The following is a 19,904-nucleotide window of genomic DNA, read 5'->3' on the forward strand; positions in this document are numbered from 1 at the left end:
GCCGCGATGTGCCTGCCGCACGACTGGCTGACGTGGGTGCTCGCCGGCAGCACCGATCCGGGTGCGCTGGTCACCGCTCGCAGCGACGCGAGCGGCACCGGCTACTTCGATGCCGAGACCGGCAAATACCGAACCGATCTCCTCGAACTCGCGATGCGTCGCCCGAGTCCGCTGCTGCCCCGGGTGGCCGGACCTGCCGAACGCGTCGGCGAAACCGATTCGGGCGCCGCGCTCGGACCGGGCGCCGGCGACAATGCTGCCGCCGCGCTCGCGCTCGACGCCCGCGAAGGTGACGTCATCGTCTCCGTCGGTACCTCCGGCGTCGTCTGTGCCGTCTCGCCGACACCCTCGCACGATCCGGCCGGCTACGTCGCCGGATTCGCCGACGCCACCGGTCGTCACCTGCCGCTGGTGTGCACGCTCAACGGCGCGCGGGTGCTCGACGCGACCGCGGCAATGCTCGGCGTCGACCACCGTGAACTGTCGCGCCTTGCGTTGTCCGCACCCGCCGGCAGTGACGGACTGGTGCTCATCCCGTACCTCGAAGGCGAACGCACCCCCAACAGGCCCGACGCCACCGGCGCGATTCACGGTCTGCGCCTGGGTAATTCGACGCCACCGCACCTGGCCCGCGCTGCCGTGGAGGGATTGCTGTGCTCGCTGGCCGAAGGCCTGGACCACATCACCGCGCAGGGTGCAGCAGCGCGGCGCGTGCTGCTCGTCGGCGGTGGGGCCCGCTCCCAGGCCCTCTGCGAACTCGCTCCGGCCGTGTTCGGCGTTCCCGTCGAAGTGCCCGCGCCCGGAGAATATGTCGCCCGCGGCGCGGCCCGGCAGGCAGCGTGGGTACTGCGTGGCGGTGACGAACCCCCACCCTGGGAGGCAGGGGAGACCCGCCGCTACGAGGCCGACCCGACCCCGCACGTGCGGGAACGGTACGCGGAGGTGCGGGATCTCACCGACGGCGCCGCGGGTTCTCTCCGAATGTGAACCGAGTCGACCGGACCGCGCGAATACGGCGTTCGGCCACCGTCGTCGTCCGCTGGGCGCCGCATCGACCGTGGGTGGGATTGCGCTGGACGCGGCGCTCGGACCGTCTCGTACTGCGCCGTGGTTCGCTCCGGTGTACTACACCAAACTGCTGCTCGGTCACGCCGGGGCGAGCCTCTGGACGGAGCGGCAGCTTCAGAAGTCACCCTCGGCAACCTGAAAGCACACCAGCCCCATCCGCCGCCACATGCGGACGACCTGATTGCGGTCGTCGAGGACCGCAATGACGCGATAACGGTGCCGGACGTGAGCGTCGAACAGTTCGGCTTTGACGACGGAGTCCTTGCGATTGTCGCCGGCTTCGCGCATGTACAACTCGTCGTAGGGCACGTCGTGCCGGGCGAGCCACTGTTCGGTTTCGGGACGACACACGCCGTCGCGACCGGAGAGCAGGACGATCGCCGGTTTCTCGGGCGACGCGGCGAACGCGGTCACCGCCGACATGACGGCGGGAGAGATCGCGTCCTCTCCGACTCGATGCCAGTGATACGGACTGCGATCGCTCATGTGCGCGAGAGTGCCGTCGATGTCGATGAGCCACGCCGCCGGCAGCGTCGGATCCTCGACGTACGGCGCGGGTGCGTGGGCCGGGGGCCGGTGCCGCTGTTTCGACCGACCGTCTCGGTGCCGGGTCTTCTTGGTCACGGAGTTCGTATACCCGATTCGCGCCACGGCACCTTCGACGGTTCGCGTACTAGCCCGGCTGCGCCTGCGGAACGCGGTCCGGACTCCCCAGCGATGGACCGGCACTGTGCCGCAGAACCCGCAGCGCGATACCCGGCCGCATGAGCGCGGACGGCGGGTCCACCAGACCGGATACCCGGGCGAACGCGACCGCGACCGTGGAGTCACGAGCCGCCGCGGCATGCACGCGCGGGATGTAGACGTTGCCGAAGCGCACCTTGGCGTCGCGTTTGCCCTCGACGCCGGGGAACGCCAGATCGCCACCCACGGCCATGTCCCACGGAACATCGACCGTCCGTGCAACGGCGCGCAGGACATCGCGGGACCCCGGGAGGGAACCCTTCGCCAGGTGCTTCCGCACCGTGACCGCCTCGAGCGCCGCCACCGTCATGCCCTGCGCATAGATCGGATTGAAACTGCAGAACGCATCACCGACCACCAGGAATCCCTCGGGGAAGCGGTCGAGTCGCTCGTAGCGGTGTCGCATCCCGGACCGGAACCGGTACGGCACTGGCTCTCCCAGCCATTCGGCGTCCGCGATCGCGTCGTGAAGGTCGGGAAACTGCAGGGACCGGGCGAAGTCGAGGTACTCGTCCCGTCCCGTCGGGGGACGATCGCCCCGGACGCCGATCAAGGTCACCAGGCAGCGATCCCGCTCGAGAATCTGGAGCGCACCGCCGCGCGGGTGGCCGGGGGTCGGCGCGATGACGATGCCCTTGTCACCGTCCAACGAAACGGACGAGGTCCGGAACATTGCGGTGGCGTATCCGACATCGATCTCGACGGTCTCGCAAACGGGCCGCTGGTAGCCGAGGCCTTCGAGCCACGCGGGAGTGCGTGAACCGCGGCCGGTCGCATCGACGACGAGATCGGCCGGCAGGACTTGTTCGGCGCTGCCGTCGGCGTGCCGGATGATGCGGACTCCGGTCACCCGGCGGTGGTCGGGGTCCGTAACCAAACCCGCGGCGTCACACCGTTCGACAAGAGTGACGCCCGGTAATGCAGTTACTCGTTCGCGGATACGGTCTTCGAGCAGCGGCCGGCTCGCGCTGAGCACTCGCAGACCGCTTTCCGCCTGCCGGATTCGGTTGCCGCTGAGAAACCAGCGCACGTCGCCGAGATGATCGAGCGTCGGTACGCCCGCGGCGACGAGTTCTGCGGTCGAACCGGGAAAGAGGTCCTCGATGATCTGCTGACCTCGGGAGATCAGTACATGGATGTGCTGTCCCTGCGGTACTCCACGCCGGGATCCGTACCCGTTCGGTGAGCCCGACAGCCGATCCCGGTCGATCACCACCACTTCCGGGAAGACGTCGGACAGGATCCGCGCCATCAGCAGGCCACTCATGCTTGCACCCAGGACGACGGCTCGTTCTTTGCTCATTGTCGACACCTCCTGTGTAGGTGGTGATCGTCCGTCGGGGAGGTGCTCGATTACCAGGTCGAAAACTGCTCACTTCTACTCGTTTCCGCCGGCGAGTGCCGGGCCGTACACTTCCCGGTCCCACAGCCACGTCACCACGCGGGACACGCCCTGCGACAGGTGCCGACGGTAGGTGCTGAACGGAAGCCCGAGCCGTGCCGCGACCGCTTCCTGGGTGGCGGCCCGCTGGATATATGTCCGGTCCACGGCGCGATGCAGTTTTTCGTCACGTGGGTCGTTCGCCAATGCGGCGACGGCGGCGCGGACAACCGTTCCGAGTGCCTCGGCGCCGGGTTCGCCGCCTGCCGCCCGTTCGTGAAGAAGCCTGGTGCGTAGCAGTGGATTTCGCAGCAGAAGATCTGGTCGATGCAGATCGTGGAGCGCCCGGCGGGCGGCCGAGCCGAACTCCGCTTCGGACAGCACCAGCACCGGCGCGGGCGCAGGCCGTGCCATGTCGTGGCCCTGGGCCAGCGCACGCTCGGTGACCAGCGTGAGCCATTCGGCCGTCGGCCGTCGACGGAAATCGTGCGCGTACAACCCGTAGCGTCGGCCTCCGACGACGAAGTCGGCGTCCTCGGCGCGTGGCAGATCCGCCACCTCGAAATACGAGTCCCATCTCTCCGGTTCTGCGAGCGCAAGAAAATCCCACGACAGTTCGGGTGTGCACAGGTACCGCTGCATGGTGATCACAGGCACGGAGTTGAGAGTCGGCGACGGATCCTGATAAACCTCACGGTCGACGACGAACCGTGTGAGGGTCACGGTTTCGCAGGATCGCGGGCGGGCGGTGCGCTGCGCGTAGTCCCAGGCCGCGCGTGCCCCGGGATCGGTGGCGAGGTCGGATGGCAGCGACTGCGTGAGGTCGAGTAGCCCGATGACCCCTCGGACGGTCCCGTCGGGGCGGCGCAGGACGTGGAACCCCTCGGGTTGCCGGCCGAGCCAGTGGCGCGCGATGTCGGCGGAGTCCGTGCCCTCCGCGGACCGTACGACCTCGATGATCGACTCGTGGTCGGCGCCCGTGGCGCGCTCCGGATAGTCGCGTCCCCAGGATCCCCAGTCCACCGGGGACAGGACACCCGGCAAATTCCGGAACACAAATTTCAGATCCACGATCGCGCGCTGCTGTTCGCGGTCGGTCATCGAATCGAGATTGCGGTGTATCCGCTTCCAGACCCGGTGGAACGTGTGCCGGTATACATCGGGGTCACGCCAGCGAAGGTCGGCGTCGAGGACGTCCCGCGCCAGATCATGCGGGAACAGGCCTTCCGGACCGGAATCGACGAACGACAGGTTTCGCAGCCACTCGAACTCGGCGTGGGCGTCCTCGACTTCGAGCGCGTCGCGCAGCACCGCCTCGGTGGTGACCCGCGCGAGGGCACACACCTCGAGCGCACGCCGGTGCCTGTTCCCCGGATCGGTGTCGAGGAATCGCCGTAACAGGATCTCGACGAGGTCGGGGCTGAGGGGGTCCACGTCGATTTCGCCTCCCCGCACGCACACGTCTGCGAGGAGCGACAGCCCGAGAGGGTGGCCGTGCGTGACGGTGACTATTCGTTTGTGCAACTCGGCCGGTACTCCCGCTTCGGTCAGGTATTCGGCGCTGTCGTCGGGATCGAGGTTGCGCAGGGAGACGACCCGCAGGAGATCACCCCAGCCGGGCTCGGTGCGCCAATCCGCAGCCGGCGGTGAACGGTCGGCAATCACTGTCAATGCGGACGCCGGCAGAGCCGGAAGCAGGACGGTACGGATCCAGTGATCGAGCGGTCGGAGCCGTTCGTACGAGTCCAGTAGCAGCACTTGCCGCCGGACGGTATCCGACTCCACGGCTTCGAGTACGGCGTCGGGAGATGCCTCCGTGGTGCGGCCGTCGATCCTTGTCACATCGCATCCGGCGTCGTGGGCCACGGCGGCGAAGGCGTCCAGCAGTCGGGTCTTGCCGATACCGCCGGGGCCGTGCAGGTACAGCACCGCGAAGGGCGGTTCGTGACTGTCGAGGGCCGCGCGCACGAGTTCGAGTTCTGCGTCGCGGCCGACGAAGACACGACGCGAGCGGGCGGCAAGCCTGTCGCCGAGTGACTGCGAGGATCGCGACGCGCTCCCCATACTGTTGGACCATACGCGGATGCGCCGGTTGGAAGCAGGAGGAGTGCAGAACAATGATCCTTCCGAAGATCCGGGACCCTCGCTTCGTGACGATTCGCCGCGGTGGGACCCTCACCGATTCGGATCACCACCTGCTCGCGCTGTGGGCGGCATCCTGTGCGGAGCACGTCCTCGACCACTTCGAGTCGGTGCGGCCCGGCGATCCGCGGCCGCGTCAGGCGATCGAACATGCCCGCGCCTGGGTGCGGGGCGAGGTCACGATGACCCAGGCGCGCACCGCGGGCGGCCATGCCATGGGCGCGGCCAGAGATCTGCGTGGGGCGGCGCGGCATGCCGCATATGCCGCCGGTCAGGCCGGGGTCGTCGCACATGTCGCCGCGCACGAACTCGGTGCGGCCGCCTATGCGATCAAGGCCGCACGTGCCGCCGCGCCGGAAGACAAGGGTGAAGCCGCAGGGACACTCGAGTGCCGGTGGCAGCGTGCCCAGCTCCCGGAGGCGATTCGTGAACTCGTACTGGACGACCAGCGGTTGCGGAACGACATCTGCTGGTCGGTGTTCGACCGCTGAGCGCGAATCGAATTATCGCGTACTCGGGCAATGGATGTGACGCTCCCGGGGCGGTTGCATTCGGCGGAGTCGAGGAGCAGTGTGAAATACGGAAAGACGACCGGCGACGCCGCGTCGGCGCCGCCTCGAGAGAAGGGTGCCGATCGTGTTCGCACGCTCAACCACAATTCAAGCGCATCCGTCGTACATCGATGCCGGGATCAAGCACGTACGCGATGTCGTGATGCCCACGCTGGCGGATATCGAAGGTTGTCTCGGAATGTCACTGCTGATCGATCGCGGTTCGGGTCGGTGTATTGCGACCAGTTCGTGGCGGGACGAGGAATCCTTACGAGCCAGCGAAGGACCGGTACGGAAGCTGCGGGACGATGCAGTCGAGATCTTCCACGGCACCACCGAGGTTTCGCGGTGGGAGATCGCTGCCATGCATCGAGACCACCATTCGGAGCGCGGCGCCTGCTGCCGTGTCACGTGGATCAAGATCGAGCCGGCGCACATGGACCGCGGCGTCGACGTCTGGAAGATGGCGGCACTGCCCAAGATGGAGGAGCTCGAGGGTTTCTGCAGCGCCAGCCTGATGGTGGACCCCGCCGCGGGACGCGGGGTGTCGTCGCTGACGTTCGACAGTGCCGAGGCGATGGAGCGCAGCCGAGAACTAGTCGACCGCATCCGGGACGAAGGAGTGCGCGAGGCGGGCGCCGAGGTGCTCGATACTTGCGAGTTCGAGCTCGCCATTGCACACCTGCACGTCCCCGAGATGGCCTGAACCGCCGACCCCACCAGGAGGACTCCCGCTGCGACACACCGTGCTCCGAACCCACACGAGCAGGGTTCGGAGCGCGGCGTGTGTCTGCTACTTGAGCGTGCTGCCGGCGTCGACAGTCATGGGAAGTCCTGTGACGTAACGAGATTCGTCGGAAGCGAGGAACAATACGGCGTTGCTGATGTCCTCGGGTTCCACCCAGCCGATCGGCAGTACGTGCATGAACTGTGCTACCGCCTTGAGATCCTCCGGCCCCGGGTTTTCGAGGTCGGGGCGGAACATCTTCATCGCTCCCTCGTTCATGAACATCGGGGTGTTCACGTTCGTGGGGTGAACGGAATTGACCCGGATGAAGTGCTCGCCCAGTTCGACGGCGAAGGAGCGCATCAGACCGACAACGCCGTGTTTCGCAGCGATGTACGGGCCGGTGTTCGGATAGGCCTTGAGTCCGCCCACCGAGCTGGTCAGGATGATCGATCCGCCGTTACCTGCCTCGATCATGTGGGGAACGCCGGCCTTCACCGATTTCCACACGCCGGAGAGGTTGATGTCCTGCATTTCCTGCCACTCGAATTCGTCGATCTCGTGGAGGGGCGATCCGCCGGTGCCGATTCCGGCGTTGGCGACGATGATGTCGAGCCGACCGAGTTGCGCGACGCCGTCGTCCACCGCGGCCTTCACCGCGTCGAAATCACGGACGTCGGCCTGCGCCGTGACGATGCGACGGTTCAGACCCTTGACCAATTCGACGGTCTCGGCCATGTCTTCCGGCCTCGACGGCTCGATCAGCGCGTTCTCCCTGATCGGTCCGCAGATATCGAGCGCGATGATGTCCGCGCCTTCCTGCGCGAGCCGGACCGCATGGCTGCGCCCCTGACCGCGTGCGGCACCCGTGACGAATGCGACCTTGCCTTCTACCCTGCCTGCCATGAATCACCTCTCTGGTCGCGCGCCGAGCGATTGCCCGATGCGGTGTCTACGGAATTGCGTCTATCGGGTTCGGCTGAACTCGATGTGGAGTTCGACGAGGCCGCGCAGCAGGAAGGTCGGCTCGTAGACGTACTGGCGGTCGTCCGCCGATCCGTGAGCGCGTTCGCTGATGCTGATATCGCTCATCCTGTCGAGCAGACGGTTCAGGGTCACGTGGCCTTCCATACGGGCGAGCGGCGCACCCGCACACGTGTGCAGGCCGCGCCCGAATGCGATGTGATCGTGCGCGTTCCTCCGGTCGAGCCGGAATTCGTTCGGGTTCTCGAACTTGCCTGGGTCACGGTTGGCCGCAGCGAGAGCCAGCATCACCACGGTTCCGGCAGGGACGTCGACGCCGCCGATCGTGGTGGACTTGCGGACGAGGCGGAAGTCGACCTTCGTCGGACTGTCGAAGCGGAGCGATTCCTCCATGAAGGGTTTGATGAGACTGCGATCATCACGCAGAAGCTTCTGGTACTCCGGACGTTCGCAGAGGACCCGTAGTGCCGAGCTGAGGAGCTTCGTGACCGTTTCCTGACCGGCGGCGAACAGGAAGGTTGCCGGCCGCACCACCTCGAGGAGTTCGGGTGTGGTTCCGTCCGGGTAGGTCGCCGCCGCCAACCCGCTGAGAATGTCGCCGCGGGGCTCGCGTCGTCGCTCGGCGAGGTAGCCGCCGAAGCGCTCGTCCAGATACTCCAGCGGGTTGACTGCTACCGTCCTGTGGTCGAGTGCCCCCACCGGGATACCGGAGCGCTCCGCGGCACCGAGGGCCCAGCGAAACTCGTCGCGATCCTCTTGCGGTACGCCGAGCAGGTCGGTGATCGCCAGGGTGGCAAACGGTTTGGCGTACTCGCTGAGAAACTCGCAGCGGCCGTTGTCGATGAATTCGTCGAGCACCTCGTCCGCCAGGGACCACAGGTACTCCTCGTTCTCCTTCAGGCGTTTCGGCGTGAGGAGCCGGCCCAGCAGCGATCGGGCCCGAGTGTGGTCGGGAGGGTCCATCACGACCATGTGTTCGGAGATCGGAAACAGATGGCGGTGCGCTTCGATCTGCTCCGTGATGTCGTCGCCCTCGGGTACGAACGGCAACGGGGGGAACGGTCCGCCGATGGCGTTGACCGCAGAGAGTGCTTCGCTGTTCTTGAATCCTTCGACCACCTCCTGGTAGCCGGTAACGACCACCACGCCGTAGTGCGGTTCGCGGAAGACCGGGTTCCGGCTCCGGAGGGAGTCGAAGTACTCGAAGGGGTTCTGTGCGAGCTCTCCGTCGGAGAAGTAGTCGACTGATGCGAGATCGGTCATCGGGTCACTGGCCTTTCGGTGAACGAGGTGACGGGACGGGCGAACCCTCGACGATGCTGACGGCTTGGCGCGGGCAAGCGCTGACCGCGGATTCCGCCTTGGGCCACAACGCTTCCGGGGGTGTTTCGTCGCAGACGGCGATGTCGTCGTCGCCGAGATCGAAGATCTCGGGTGCGATCTCGACGCACAGCGCGTGTGCCTCGCACATGTCGCGGTCGATGTGTAGGCGCTTCGGTGATCCCGTCATCGGGCGCTCCCAAGGTGAATTCGGATTCCGACAGCGGGTGGACGCTCACTCGATTCCGCCGCCGGAGGTACGGTGAGTAACGACGTTACTGGCGATACGGTAACGCGGTTATCCACACACGGCAAGGAAATTCACAAAATGGAGAACACCGCTGCGGTGGACACGGTGGACCGCACCCGAGACCGACTTCTCGACACCGTCGTCGACCTCCTCGAAAGCGACGGTTTCGACGCGGTCCAGCTGCGGGAGGTCGCACGTCGAGCCCGCACCTCCCTGTCGACCATCTACAAGCGCTACGCCACCCGGGACGAGCTGATCCTTGCCGCGATCGAGCGCTGGATGGGGGAGAACTATTCCGGCATCGGCAAGCACAGGCGCGATCCGAACGAGCCGCTGCACCCGGCGATGATGCGGGTCATCCGAGCCATCTTCGAACCGTGGGAGAAACACCCGGAGATGCTCCTGGCGTACTTCCGGGTGCGGAGTGCCCCGGGCGGCGAAAAGCTCCACGTGCGGGGCTTCGACCCTGTCGTGCCCATCGGCAAGGCAGTCCTGTCCGACGTGGATCCCGATTTCGTCGCCGACCTGGAAGCGATCCTCTCGAGCGTCGTCTACGGCCTGGTGGGGCGATGCCGCGAGGGGCACATCGCCATCGCCGACATCCTGCCCACTCTCGACCGCACCGTCTTCTTGCTGACGACAGGATATGAGGCCGGTCGCCGAGGGGGAACCTCGAACGCCCCGGGCTGAATCGATGAGTTCGGCACCGCGACTCGGTCTGTCTTCGGTGACGCGCCCTACAGGCGCACCGGAGAACAAGAGCAAAGGAGAGGTCAGATGCCAAAACTCACTCCCTGGCTGTGGTTCGACATGAACGCCGAAGACGCAGCCGAGTTCTATACGTCCGTGTTCCCGAACTCGCGAATCGGCAAGATCACCCGATACATCGAGGGAGCGCCGGTACCTGCCGGCACGGTCATGACCGTCGAAATGATCCTGGACGGGCAGACGTTCTACGGACTCAACGGCGGTCCGCAATTTCCGTTCACCGAAGCGGTGTCGTTCCAGATCGACTGCGACTCGCAGGACGAGGTCGACTACTACTGGAAGACGCTCACCGAAGGCGGCGGTGAGGAATCGCAGTGCGGCTGGTGCAAGGACAAGTTCGGCCTGTCGTGGCAGGTGGTGCCCAGGCAACTGGACGAACTGCTCGACTCGCCGGATCCGGCGGTGGTGGAGAGAGTCACCGCAGCGATGATGAAGATGCGGAAGATCGAGGTGCCGGAGCTCGAGGCCGCCGCCCGGGGATGAGGTGCTCCGGCCACCCGGAACGACGTGAGCCGGCACGGCCGTCACCGCAGGGAAGTCGGTGGTACGTTCCGCGATTATGACCACTCGCACCCAGCGGCTCGACGAACTGCCGTTCACGGGCAAGCATCGCCGGCTTCTGGCGGGCTCCGGCGTGGGCTGGGCGCTCGACGCGATGGACGTCGGGCTGATCTCCTTCGTGATGGCCGCGCTCGCAGTGCAATGGGAGCTGTCCCCGACCCAGCTGTCGTGGATCGGATCGATCGGGTTCGTCGGCATGGCCATCGGGGCGTCGGTGGGAGGGTTGCTCGCCGACCGTATCGGTCGCCGTCAGGTCTTCGCGATAACGCTGCTCGTGTACGGACTCGCCACCGGTGCGGCTGCGCTGTCGGTCTCGGTCGCGATGCTGATCGCGCTGCGATTCGTGGTGGGTCTCGGGCTCGGCGCCGAACTCCCCGTGGCCTCGACACTCGTCAGTGAATTCGCGCCTCGCAAGATCCGCGGCCGCGTCGTGGTCGCGCTGGAGGCGTTCTGGGCCGTCGGCTGGCTGCTCGCGGCGCTGATCGGCTATTTCGTCGTGCCCTTGAACGACGACGGCTGGCGGTGGGCACTCGCCGTCGGCATCGTCCCCGCCGCATACGCGCTCGTGGTGCGCTTCGGGCTACCCGAGTCGGTGCGGTTCCTCGAAAGCAAGGGTCGCCACGCCGAGGCCGAGGCGATCGTGCGCGACTACGAACGCTCGGCCGGTACGGCCCCTGCGAACGAGTCGCAGGCGGTCGAATCGCCGGGATCGGTCGAGCCGGTCGCACCGGCGGAACCCGCGCAGCGGGTCTCGATCTGGGCGCCGCACCTGCGCGCCCGTACCGCAGCCCTGTGGATCGTATGGTTCGGCATCAATCTGTCCTACTACGGAGCTTTCATCTGGTTGCCGAGCCTGCTCGTGGCACAGGGCTTCGATCTCGTCACCTCGTTCGGTTACACCCTGATCATCACGCTCGCACAGCTACCCGGATACGGCGCCGCGGCCTGGCTGATCGAGGTGTGGGGCCGCCGTGTGACCCTTGCGGCGTTCCTGACCGGCTCCGCAATCGCGGCCGCGCTGTTCGGCCTGGCCGAGACCCCCGCGACGATCATCGCCGCGGGCATGGCCCTGTCCTTCTTCAATCTCGGAGCGTGGGGCGCGCTCTATGCGATCGGCCCCGAGCTGTATCCGACCGCGGTACGCGGGTCCGGAACCGGAGCGGCTGCGGCCTTCGGGCGACTCGCGTCGATTCTCGCGCCGCTGCTCGTGCCGCTGCTTCTCGACTCCGGAGGCAGCGGACTCGTCTTCGGCGTGTTCGCGGCGGCGTTCGTCGTCGCAGCCGTCGCGGCGTTCACCCTCCCCGAAAGAGCCGGAACCGTCCTCGAATAGCGCCGCCGCGGGACTGTTCGTCACCCATGCGGGAGAACGACACTCGATGACGACGCTGGCCCGGGCACACCTCGGCCGGCCGCGCCGTTCCCCTCCGCAACGGTGGGGAACGGTGCGATTCTGGAGGGAAGGTTCGTGGGACCGGGATACGCGCACCGTCGATAGGACTCTCAGGGCCGCGGCTCCCGTTCTCGGTCAGATTTCGCGAATCCCTTCAGCGACCGACCGATAGGAGTTCTGTAATGAAAACCAAAGCAGCAGTGCTTCTCGAAGCAGGCAAACCGTTCGAGATCATGGAACTCGAACTCGACGGACCCGGGCCCGGGGAAGTTCTGATCAAATACACCGCGGCCGGGCTGTGCCACTCCGATCTCCACCTCACCGACGGCGATCTGCCACCGCGCTATCCCATCGTCGGCGGGCACGAAGGATCCGGAATCATCGAGGAAGTCGGGCCCGGCGTCACGAAGGTCAAGCCCGGCGACCACGTCGTCTGTAGCTTCATTCCCAACTGTGGAACGTGCCGCTACTGTTCGTCCGGCCGCCAGAATCTGTGCGACATGGGAGCAACGATCCTGGAAGGCTCGATGCACGACGGGTCCTTCCGGTTCCACGGCAACGGCTCGGACTTCGGCGCCATGTGCATGCTGGGCACGTTCTCCGAGCGCGCGACCATCTCACAGCACTCGGTGGTCAAGGTCGACGACTGGTTGCCGCTCGAGACCGCGGTCCTGGTGGGATGCGGCGTACCTTCGGGCTGGGGAACGGCCGTGAACGCGGGAAATCTGCGTGCCGGCGACACGGCGATCATCTACGGTATCGGCGGCCTGGGCATCAACGCAGTACAGGGCGCCGTCGCGGCGGGCTGCAAATATGTAGTCGTCGTCGACCCCGTCGAACTGAAGCGGGAGACCGCATTGAAGTTCGGCGCCACCCACGCTTTCGCGGACGCCGAGAGCGCAGCGGTCAAGCTCAACGAGCTGACGTGGGGACAGGGCGCGGACGCCGCCCTGATTCTGGTGGGCACCGTCGACGAGGATGTCGTGAGCGCTGCCACCGCGGCGATCGGCAAGGGCGGAACGGTGGTCATCACGGGCCTGGCCGATCCCGCCAAGCTGACGGTCCACGTGTCGGGAACCGATCTGACTCTCAACCAGAAGACGATCAAGGGCACACTGTTCGGTTCGATGAACCCGCAGTACGACATCGTCCGGCTCCTGCGTCTGTACGACGCCGGGAAGCTGAAGCTCGACGAGCTGATCACCAACACGTACCGGCTCGAAGACGTCAACACCGGTTACCAGGATCTGCGCAACGGCACCAATATCCGAGGCGTCATCATCCACGGCTCCTGACGCAGCGACCGATCAGGTGGGGCGGGGCGGTTCTCGACAAGCAGTGATGTCGGAACCGCCCCGCCCGCCGTCAGCGACGGCCGCGGAGATCGACCTTCCGGATCTTGCCCGAGGCCGTCTTCGGCAGCTCACCGAACACGATGCTGTCGGGAACCTTGAATCCGGCGAGCTGGGAGCGCACGTGCGCCCGCAGCTCCGCCTCGGTGGCGGTCGCTCCGGTGCGCAGCGTGACGTACGCGACGGGGCGCTCGCCCCACTTCTCACTCGGTGCGGCGACGACGGCGGCCTCGAGGACGGCGGGATGACTGATCAACGTGGCCTCGACCTCGACGGACGAGATGTTCTCGCCACCGGAGATGATCACGTCCTTGGCGCGGTCCCGGATCTCGATGTAGCCGTCCGGATGCATCACGCCGATGTCGCCGGTACGGAACCAGCCGTCCGGCACCGCCCGGGCGGTCGCGTCCGGGTTCTTGTAGTAGCCGAGCATCACGTTGTTTCCGCGAAGCGCGATCTCGCCGTTCGTCTCACCGTCGGCCGGAACATCGGATCCCATGGCATCGACGATGCGTAGCTCACCGGCGACGATGTTGCCGACGCCCTGACGCGAACGGAGCTGCGCCTGCTCCTCCGCGGACAGCGCGTCCCATTCGGACCGCCATTCGCAGATCGCGGCCGGCCCGTACGTTTCGGTGAGTCCGTACAGGTGCGTGATGTCGAATCCGAGCGCGGTGCAGCGCTCGATCAGAGCCGGGGCCGGGGGCGCGCCACCGATCGCAGCGACGACACGATGGTCGATGCCGCCCGCGTTCGGTGCATCGACGAGGGAGGCGAGCACGGTCGGCGCCCCGCACAGGTGCGTGACGTTCTCGGTGCGCACCAGGTCCCAGATGCGCTCGGGATCGACCTTGGGCAGGCACAGGTGGGTGCCGCCGGCGGCGGTGACGGCCCACGTGAACGTCCAGCCGTTGCAGTGGAACATCGGCAGCGTCCACAGGTACGTGGACTCGCTGGTCAGGCCGAAATGCGCCACCATCGCCAACGCCTGCAGGTAGGCACCCCGCGCGTGGTACATCACCCCCTTGGGGTCACCGGTCGTGCCGGAGGTGTAGTTCAGGGTGATCATGGCGCGCTCGTCGGTGAGCGGCACGTAGCGGTGTCGCGCTGCGGCGAGGCGTTCCTCGTAGTCCTCGGCGACCACCGTGACCGACGGCAGATCGGCTGCGGCCTCCCGGGCGATTTCGGTCAGGGATTCGTCGACGAGGAGGATCCGGCTGCCCGAGTGCTCGAGGATGAACCGGAGTTCGGGCGCGGTCAGGCGGGTGTTGAGCGAGACCAGAACAGCACCCGCGTAGAGCACACCGTGGTGCGCTTCGAGCATGAGGGAGGTGTTCGGCGAGAGTACTGCCACGCGGTCGCCGGGCTCGACGCCGAGATCGTGCAGCATGCCGGACTGGCGCAGGCACCGGTCGCGCAATTCGGCGTAGGTGCGGCGGATCTCGCCGTCGATTACCGCCGTGTCGTCGCGGAAGACCCGCGCGGACCGGTCGAGAAACGCGGTAGGGGTGAGTGTTTCGTAGCTGAATTGCGCGGTCACCTGATCGGTCTCCTTCGAATCTGCGTCGAGTGCACTCCGCGTGGAGTGCGCTCCACATCGCGAACGGTGTTCGGTACATCCCCCCTGTGCTGCGAGTGCAACAGCCATTCTCCCAAGGAGCCCCGTCCGGCGCTCGCTCAGGGGATCGTGGCGCGCCGATACCGGTCGCGCGAGGGCGTGCGTCGGCTCGGCGGCGCACCGGATCGCTCCGCTCAGGGAGCGACGGGATAGTGACTGGTGATCGCGACCCGGTTCCACGCGTTCATCACGATCGTGAGCCACCCGACCGCCGAGGTCTGCTTCGCGGTCAGGGATCCGTCGTCCCATGTGAGCGATGCGGGCACCGACAATCGAGTGACCTGCTCGGCCAGTGCCAGCGCCGCCCGCTCCTGCGCGGTGAAGTACTGCGACTCCCACCAGGCCGCCACCACCGCCAGCCGATCGGTGGTCTCACCCTTGGCGACGGCGTCACGGGTGTGCATGCGCAGGCAGAAGGCGCAGCCGTTGATCTGCGAGATTCGAATCTTGACCAATTCGACGAGTAGGGGGTGCAATCCCGCTTCCTGCACAGCAGCTTCGGCCTGCGCGTTCAGGGCCGTCAGCTCCTTGTAAGCGGCCGGGTGCTCCTTGCTGAGGTTCACAGTGCTCATGTCTCTTCCCCTTCGGTGGCGTGCTGAGAATGCGACCAGGACAAAGTCTGTCAACGACGCAGGTGCTGCGGGCACTGATCGCACAGGCGAGCGGGAGAGGCGTGGGATTCGCTTTCCTTGCTCGGGTGGGGTGCGTATCGTTCTGAGAGAGCCAGAAGAGGGTGACCGATGCCCTACAACGTGTTTGTCCTGGGTCCGGATCAGCACAACCAGCGGATCCTGGACAGGATGCCTGATGCCAGGTCGTGCTGTTTCCATCCGCTGCTTTCGATCGAGGAGCTTTTCGGCGAGCGGATCGCCTTCGATGCTCTTGTGTCATCGGCGCAAGACCGCCTCGCTGCGTTCACCGGTCCGATCGACGCGATCATCGGATTCTGGGACTTTCCGGTCAGCGCGATGCTCCCCCTGCTGCGCGCGCAGTACGGTCTGTCGCCCGCCTCGGTGAACGACGTGGCGATCTGTGAACACAAGTACTGGAGCCGGACCATCCAGCAGACGGTGATCGACGAGTATCCGCACTTCGGGCTCGTCGATCCGTTCCACGACAGTGAACCGCCCAGCGGGCTGCGTTTTCCGATGTGGGTCAAACCGGTCAAGTCCTTCTCCTCGTTACTGGCCTTTCAGGTCTCGGACCGTGATGAGTTCCGTTCGGCGCTGGTGAAAATTCGCGCTGGAATCGACTGGGTAGCAGAACCGTTCGATGCTTTCCTCGCGCGGATCGACCTTCCGCCGCACATCGCGGGCGTCGGTGGGAGGCTCTGCCTTGCCGAGGAAGCGGCCACCGGACACCAGGTGACGGTGGAGGGCTACCGGTACAGGGGAGAGATCGTCGTCTACGGTGTGGTGGATTCGCTGCGCTACGAACACTGTTCGAGTTTTCGCCGCTACCAGTACCCTTCCTCGCTGCCCGATTCTGTGTGCTCACGGTTGGCCGGCATCACGAGACTCGTCGTCGAGGCGATCGGACTCGAACGAATGACTTTCAACATCGAGTATTTCTGGGATTCCGCCACGGACGCCATCGTGTTGCTCGAGATCAATCCACGCCACTCCCAATCGCACGCGACCCTCTTCGAGGACGTCGACGGCGTCGCCAATCATCAAGTGGCGCTGCGGCTGGCACTCGACACCGATCCGCAGTTCCCGAGCGGAGCGGGGCCTTACGCGGTGGCGGGAAAATGTTTCGTCCGCAGCTTCTCCGACGGAGTTGTCCGGCGTATTCCCGGCCGGAAGGAGATCGACGCGGTCGAAGAGACCGTACCCGGTGTCTCGGTCGACGTCGTCGTGCGTGCGGGGGACCGGCTCTCGGGACTCCGGGGACAGGACAGTTACAGCTACGAACTGGCCCGCGTCTACATCGGGGCAGCCGACGAAGCGGAGCTGACCGTCAAGTTCGAACAGGTCGAGGCAGCGTTACCGTTCGAGATAGAGGCGATCCCATGATCCGCGCCGTCACGGAGCTGCCGTACCCCGTGCGTGAGGAGCAGGGCGTCTGGATCCCGATGCGCGACGGTGTGCAGCTCGCCGCGCGGATATGGCGTCCCGAGCGCGCCGACTCCGAGCCGGTCCCCGCGATCGTGGAGATGATTCCCTACCGGCAGCGGGACCTGACCGCGCGGCGCGACTCGATTCACCACCCCTACCTGGCCGGACACGGGTACGCCGGTGTGCGCGTGGACCTGCGGGGAAGCGGCGACTCCGAGGGCGTTCTCACCGGCGAGTATCTGGAGGAGGAACTCGCCGACGCCGAGGATGTGCTGGCCTGGCTGGCGGAGCAGCCGTGGTGCACGGGCCGATGCGGGATGATGGGGATCTCCTGGGGTGGTTTCAATGCCTTGCAGGTCGCGGCCCGCCGACCCCCGGGTCTCGATGCCATCGTGACCGCGAGTTCCACCGATGACCGCTACGCCGACGATGTCCACTACATGGGAGGCTGCCTGCTGTCGGACAACCTGTCCTGGGCGTCGACGATGTTCGCCTACAACTCGTGCCCACCGGACCCGGTCGCGGTGGGGGACCGCTGGCGCGAGATGTGGCACGAGCGCCTGGCCGGCAGCGGACTGTGGCTCGAGGACTGGCTGCATCACCAGTGCCGCGACGACTTCTGGAAGCACGGTTCGATCTGTGAAGACTTCGCCGCGGTGACCTGCCCGGTACTCGCGGTCAGCGGATGGGCCGACGGCTACACCAACTCCGTGTTCCGGCTGCTCGCCCACCTCGACGTGCCGCGCAAGGGTCTGATCGGTCCGTGGTCACACAAGTACCCGCACCTGGGGGAGCCGGGACCGGCCATCGGGTTTCTGCAGGAACTGGTGCGCTGGTGGGATCACTGGCTCAAGGACGTTCCCAATGACGTGATGGACGGCCCGATGCTGCGGATCTGGATGCAGGAGACGGTGCCACCGTTCACCGCATACGCCGAGCGGCCCGGGCGGTGGGTCGGCGAACCGTGCTGGCCCTCCCCGCGCATCCGGTGCAGCGACCGGCTCCTCGAACGCAATCGCATTGCGGGAGAAGAAGAGCAGGTGCGGTCCGAGGAACTGGCCGTCGAGTCCCCGCTGTCGGTCGGGCAGTTCGCCGGCAAGTGGTGCTCGTACAACGCGCCGCCGGATCTGCCCTACGATCAGCGCGAGGAGGACGGCGGTTCGCTCGTGTTCGATTCCGACGAGTTCACCGAACGGTGCGAGATCCTCGGATCCCCGGTCGTCGAACTCGAAATTTCCGCGAACGAGCCGGTCGCGATGATCGCGGTGCGACTCTCGGACGTCGCACCGGACGGGAGGGCGACCCGCATCAGTTATGGACTGCTGAACCTGACGCACCGGGACGGGCATCATTCCCCGGTACCGCTGGTTCCCGGAGAGCACTACAGGGTGAGTGTTCAACTCAACGCGATGGCTCAGGCTCTGCCGCCGAGACACCGCCTCAGAGTTGCCCTTTCGACGTCCTACTGGCCGTTGGTGTGGCCGCCGCCCGGCCCGGTGCGGTTGTCGGTGTACACCGGTTGGAGCAGGCTCGTGCTGCCGGTGCGACCGGTCGACGAGCCCGATGAAACTTCGCTGCGGCCGTTCGGTGATCCCGAGGGAGCCGAACCGATCTCGGTCACTTCGCTGACCGTCGGTGAAGAACGATGGATCGTCTCCCGGGATCTGATCCGCTATGCCAGTGCCCTCGAGGTAGTCAAAGACCTGGGAGTGGTCCGTTTCGACGACAGTGGGCTCGAGGTCGCGCGCCGCGCCGTCGAGAAGTACAGCTGGGTCGGTGACGACTTCGATTCGGTTCGAGGTGAAACGGAGTGGATGGTCGCGTTCGAACGGGGGGACTGGAAAGCGTCGACGACGACCCATACCGTCTTGACGTCCACGGCGGCGCACTTTCGGATCCGCGCCGAACTCCGCGCGTACGAGAGCGACCGGTGCATCGCGACCCACAGCTGGGATCGCCTGGTGCCCCGCTTTCTCGTCTGAACCAGCCGCGCCACCACGATCGGCCGGTGCCGCCGTTCACAAAGGAAATCGGTAAGGCCACCTCGCTTTTCAATGACCGTTCCGAGACGTCGAGACTCGCGTCGAGGAACTATGTCGAAATACCTCGACCGTCGCGCAGATTGCGGGCATCATGGTGTGCCCCTCCGACACGAGAGACGACAACGTGACCACCAGTGAAGATGTCCAGTACTCACGCAGCGACGAATGGTTCGACTCGCAGGGTCTCCGTTGCGCGGTAGCGGTATTCCGCCCGGCTGCCGCCACAGCCGACACACCGGCAGTGGTCATGGCCCACGGATTCGGCACGCCCCGCGCGTTCTGCCTCTACGCGTATGCCGACGAGTTCGCCCGAGCCGGCTACACGGTCCTGGTCTTCGACTACCGGCACTTCGGCGAAAGCGAAGGCGAGCCACGCCAACTCCTCGACATCACGAAGCAGCACCAGGACTGGCGCAACGCCGTGGCCTACGCCCGATCTCTCGACGGTATCGACTCCCGCCGCATCGTCGGGTGGGGCACATCGTTCGCAGGCGGTCACGTGCTCACCCTGGCAGGAACGGGCGAGAACTTCGCCGCGGTCATCGCTCAGGTCCCACACGTGGACGGGGTCGCTGCCGTCCGAGCAACCGGTCTTCGGAACGCAGTGCGCCTCATACCATCTGCCATTGCCGATCAGGCGCGAGCACTGCTGAAGCGATCACCTCGCTACATCGACTCCGTAGGCCGGCCAGGAGACCTGGCGGTCATGACATCCCCCGACGCCATGGATGGGCGCAACCGACTGCTCGCTGCATCCGGTCTGAACGACGGCGACTATCCCGAAACCGTCGCCGCTCGCATCCTGCTACGTATCGCCTTCTACTCTCCCGGCCGCACCGCTGCGGCGATCCGGTGTCCGGCCCTGATTCACATCATGGCCGACGACGCAGTCACCCCCGCCTCGGTCGCCATCAAGACAGCACTGAAGATCCCCGACGCAACCGTGCAC

18 protein-coding genes are annotated in these 19,904 nt (G+C 66.2%); 10 read left to right on the plus strand and 8 right to left on the minus strand.

The features are described from left to right. A partial coding sequence (locus Q8814_RS16310) for an FGGY-family carbohydrate kinase (protein WP_330153057.1) occupies positions 1 to 987 on the plus strand: 987 nt, incomplete at its 5' end. A 195-nt stretch (positions 988 to 1,182) separates the two neighbouring features. Here Q8814_RS16310 and Q8814_RS16315 read toward each other — a convergent pair. The 3 genes from Q8814_RS16315 to Q8814_RS16325 all read right to left on the minus strand — a co-directional run bounded on the left by Q8814_RS16315 (position 1,183) and on the right by Q8814_RS16325 (position 5,257). Beyond that, positions 1,183 to 1,692 carry a phosphatase domain-containing protein gene (locus tag Q8814_RS16315; protein ID WP_330153058.1) on the minus strand — a complete coding sequence of 170 codons (510 nt, stop codon included), beginning with the start codon at positions 1,690 to 1,692 and terminating at the stop codon, positions 1,183 to 1,185. 49 nt (positions 1,693 to 1,741) lie between these two features. After that, positions 1,742 to 3,115, minus strand: a complete 1,374-nt coding sequence (locus tag Q8814_RS16320; protein WP_330153059.1) for an FAD-dependent oxidoreductase — start codon at positions 3,113 to 3,115, stop codon at positions 1,742 to 1,744. A gap of 75 nt (positions 3,116 to 3,190) precedes the next feature. Beyond that, complete coding sequence (locus Q8814_RS16325) at positions 3,191 to 5,257, minus strand: ATP-binding protein (RefSeq protein ID WP_330153060.1); 2,067 nt, start codon at positions 5,255 to 5,257, stop codon at positions 3,191 to 3,193. A 53-nt stretch (positions 5,258 to 5,310) separates the two neighbouring features. On the opposite strand from Q8814_RS16325, the gene Q8814_RS16330 reads away from it, so the two are divergent. Continuing rightward, positions 5,311 to 5,826 (plus strand): putative immunity protein, encoded by a 516-nt coding sequence (locus Q8814_RS16330; RefSeq protein ID WP_330153061.1) that lies wholly within the window; start codon positions 5,311 to 5,313, stop codon positions 5,824 to 5,826. A gap of 136 nt (positions 5,827 to 5,962) precedes the next feature. Beyond that, on the plus strand, positions 5,963 to 6,592 hold the full coding sequence (locus Q8814_RS16335; protein WP_330153062.1) for an antibiotic biosynthesis monooxygenase: 630 nt from the start codon (positions 5,963 to 5,965) through the stop codon (positions 6,590 to 6,592). A gap of 87 nt (positions 6,593 to 6,679) precedes the next feature. On the opposite strand, the gene Q8814_RS16340 is transcribed toward Q8814_RS16335, so the two are convergent. The 3 genes from Q8814_RS16340 to Q8814_RS16350 are packed head-to-tail and all read right to left on the minus strand — an operon-like array spanning position 6,680 to position 9,107. Beyond that, positions 6,680 to 7,519: a mycofactocin-coupled SDR family oxidoreductase gene (locus tag Q8814_RS16340; RefSeq protein WP_330153063.1), complete on the minus strand. Its 840-nt coding sequence runs from the start codon at positions 7,517 to 7,519 to the stop codon at positions 6,680 to 6,682. A gap of 60 nt (positions 7,520 to 7,579) precedes the next feature. After that, complete coding sequence (locus tag Q8814_RS16345) at positions 7,580 to 8,860, minus strand: cytochrome P450 (RefSeq protein ID WP_330153064.1); 1,281 nt, start codon at positions 8,858 to 8,860, stop codon at positions 7,580 to 7,582. 4 nt (positions 8,861 to 8,864) lie between these two features. Then, complete coding sequence (locus Q8814_RS16350) at positions 8,865 to 9,107, minus strand: ferredoxin (protein ID WP_330153065.1); 243 nt, start codon at positions 9,105 to 9,107, stop codon at positions 8,865 to 8,867. 138 nt (positions 9,108 to 9,245) lie between these two features. Between Q8814_RS16350 and Q8814_RS16355 the strand changes: the two genes are divergently transcribed. From Q8814_RS16355 to Q8814_RS16370, 4 genes are all read left to right on the plus strand, one after another. Further along, positions 9,246 to 9,857 carry a TetR family transcriptional regulator gene (locus Q8814_RS16355; RefSeq protein WP_330153066.1) on the plus strand — a complete coding sequence of 204 codons (612 nt, stop codon included), beginning with the start codon at positions 9,246 to 9,248 and terminating at the stop codon, positions 9,855 to 9,857. 87 nt (positions 9,858 to 9,944) lie between these two features. Beyond that, the gene (locus Q8814_RS16360) at positions 9,945 to 10,418 is read left to right on the plus strand and encodes a VOC family protein (RefSeq protein ID WP_330153067.1); all 474 of its coding nucleotides are present in this window, start codon (positions 9,945 to 9,947) and stop codon (positions 10,416 to 10,418) included. Between the two features lie 76 nt (positions 10,419 to 10,494). Beyond that, a complete protein-coding gene (locus Q8814_RS16365) occupies positions 10,495 to 11,826 on the plus strand; it encodes an MFS transporter (RefSeq protein ID WP_330153068.1) in 1,332 nt (443 codons plus the stop codon). Positions 11,827 to 12,068: 242 nt separating this feature from the next. Next, positions 12,069 to 13,181, plus strand: coding sequence for an NDMA-dependent alcohol dehydrogenase (locus tag Q8814_RS16370; RefSeq protein ID WP_330153069.1), 1,113 nt, complete (start codon positions 12,069 to 12,071; stop codon positions 13,179 to 13,181). Positions 13,182 to 13,251: 70 nt separating this feature from the next. On the opposite strand, the gene Q8814_RS16375 is transcribed toward Q8814_RS16370, so the two are convergent. Together Q8814_RS16375 and Q8814_RS16380 are read right to left on the minus strand one after the other, a co-directional pair. Then, entirely contained in the window at positions 13,252 to 14,778 is a 1,527-nt protein-coding gene (locus Q8814_RS16375; RefSeq protein WP_330153070.1) for an acyl--CoA ligase family protein, read from the minus strand. A 212-nt stretch (positions 14,779 to 14,990) separates the two neighbouring features. After that, the gene (locus Q8814_RS16380; protein WP_330153071.1) at positions 14,991 to 15,428 is read right to left on the minus strand and encodes a carboxymuconolactone decarboxylase family protein; all 438 of its coding nucleotides are present in this window, start codon (positions 15,426 to 15,428) and stop codon (positions 14,991 to 14,993) included. Between the two features lie 228 nt (positions 15,429 to 15,656). Here Q8814_RS16380 and Q8814_RS16385 point away from each other — a divergent pair, with 228 nt between their 5' ends. From Q8814_RS16385 to Q8814_RS16395, 3 genes are all read left to right on the plus strand, one after another. Further along, entirely contained in the window at positions 15,657 to 16,871 is a 1,215-nt protein-coding gene (locus Q8814_RS16385) for an ATP-grasp domain-containing protein (protein ID WP_330153072.1), read from the plus strand. Next, the gene (locus tag Q8814_RS16390; RefSeq protein ID WP_330153073.1) at positions 16,868 to 18,895 is read left to right on the plus strand and encodes a CocE/NonD family hydrolase; all 2,028 of its coding nucleotides are present in this window, start codon (positions 16,868 to 16,870) and stop codon (positions 18,893 to 18,895) included. The genes Q8814_RS16385 and Q8814_RS16390 overlap by 4 nt, the downstream gene beginning before the upstream one ends. Before the next feature lie 184 nt (positions 18,896 to 19,079). Continuing rightward, positions 19,080 to 19,904: alpha/beta fold hydrolase (locus Q8814_RS16395; RefSeq protein ID WP_330153074.1), on the plus strand; the 825-nt coding region annotated here is incomplete at its 3' end.

The organism is Rhodococcus chondri, assembly GCF_036327435.1.
Classification (GTDB): domain Bacteria; phylum Actinomycetota; class Actinomycetes; order Mycobacteriales; family Mycobacteriaceae; genus Rhodococcus; species Rhodococcus chondri.

Coding starts and splice junctions, on each gene's coding strand:
- Q8814_RS16320 (WP_330153059.1), bottom strand. CDS start 3,115: ATGAGCAAAGAACGAGCCGTCGTCCTGGGTGCAAGCATGAGTGGCCTG.
- Q8814_RS16325 (WP_330153060.1), bottom strand. CDS start 5,257: ATGGGGAGCGCGTCGCGATCCTCGCAGTCACTCGGCGACAGGCTTGCC.
- Q8814_RS16330 (WP_330153061.1), top strand. CDS start 5,311: ATGATCCTTCCGAAGATCCGGGACCCTCGCTTCGTGACGATTCGCCGC.
- Q8814_RS16340 (WP_330153063.1), bottom strand. CDS start 7,519: ATGGCAGGCAGGGTAGAAGGCAAGGTCGCATTCGTCACGGGTGCCGCA.
- Q8814_RS16345 (WP_330153064.1), bottom strand. CDS start 8,860: ATGACCGATCTCGCATCAGTCGACTACTTCTCCGACGGAGAGCTCGCA.
- Q8814_RS16350 (WP_330153065.1), bottom strand. CDS start 9,107: ATGACGGGATCACCGAAGCGCCTACACATCGACCGCGACATGTGCGAG.
- Q8814_RS16355 (WP_330153066.1), top strand. CDS start 9,246: ATGGAGAACACCGCTGCGGTGGACACGGTGGACCGCACCCGAGACCGA.
- Q8814_RS16360 (WP_330153067.1), top strand. CDS start 9,945: ATGCCAAAACTCACTCCCTGGCTGTGGTTCGACATGAACGCCGAAGAC.
- Q8814_RS16365 (WP_330153068.1), top strand. CDS start 10,495: ATGACCACTCGCACCCAGCGGCTCGACGAACTGCCGTTCACGGGCAAG.
- Q8814_RS16370 (WP_330153069.1), top strand. CDS start 12,069: ATGAAAACCAAAGCAGCAGTGCTTCTCGAAGCAGGCAAACCGTTCGAG.
- Q8814_RS16380 (WP_330153071.1), bottom strand. CDS start 15,428: ATGAGCACTGTGAACCTCAGCAAGGAGCACCCGGCCGCTTACAAGGAG.
- Q8814_RS16385 (WP_330153072.1), top strand. CDS start 15,657: ATGCCTGATGCCAGGTCGTGCTGTTTCCATCCGCTGCTTTCGATCGAG.
- Q8814_RS16390 (WP_330153073.1), top strand. CDS start 16,868: ATGATCCGCGCCGTCACGGAGCTGCCGTACCCCGTGCGTGAGGAGCAG.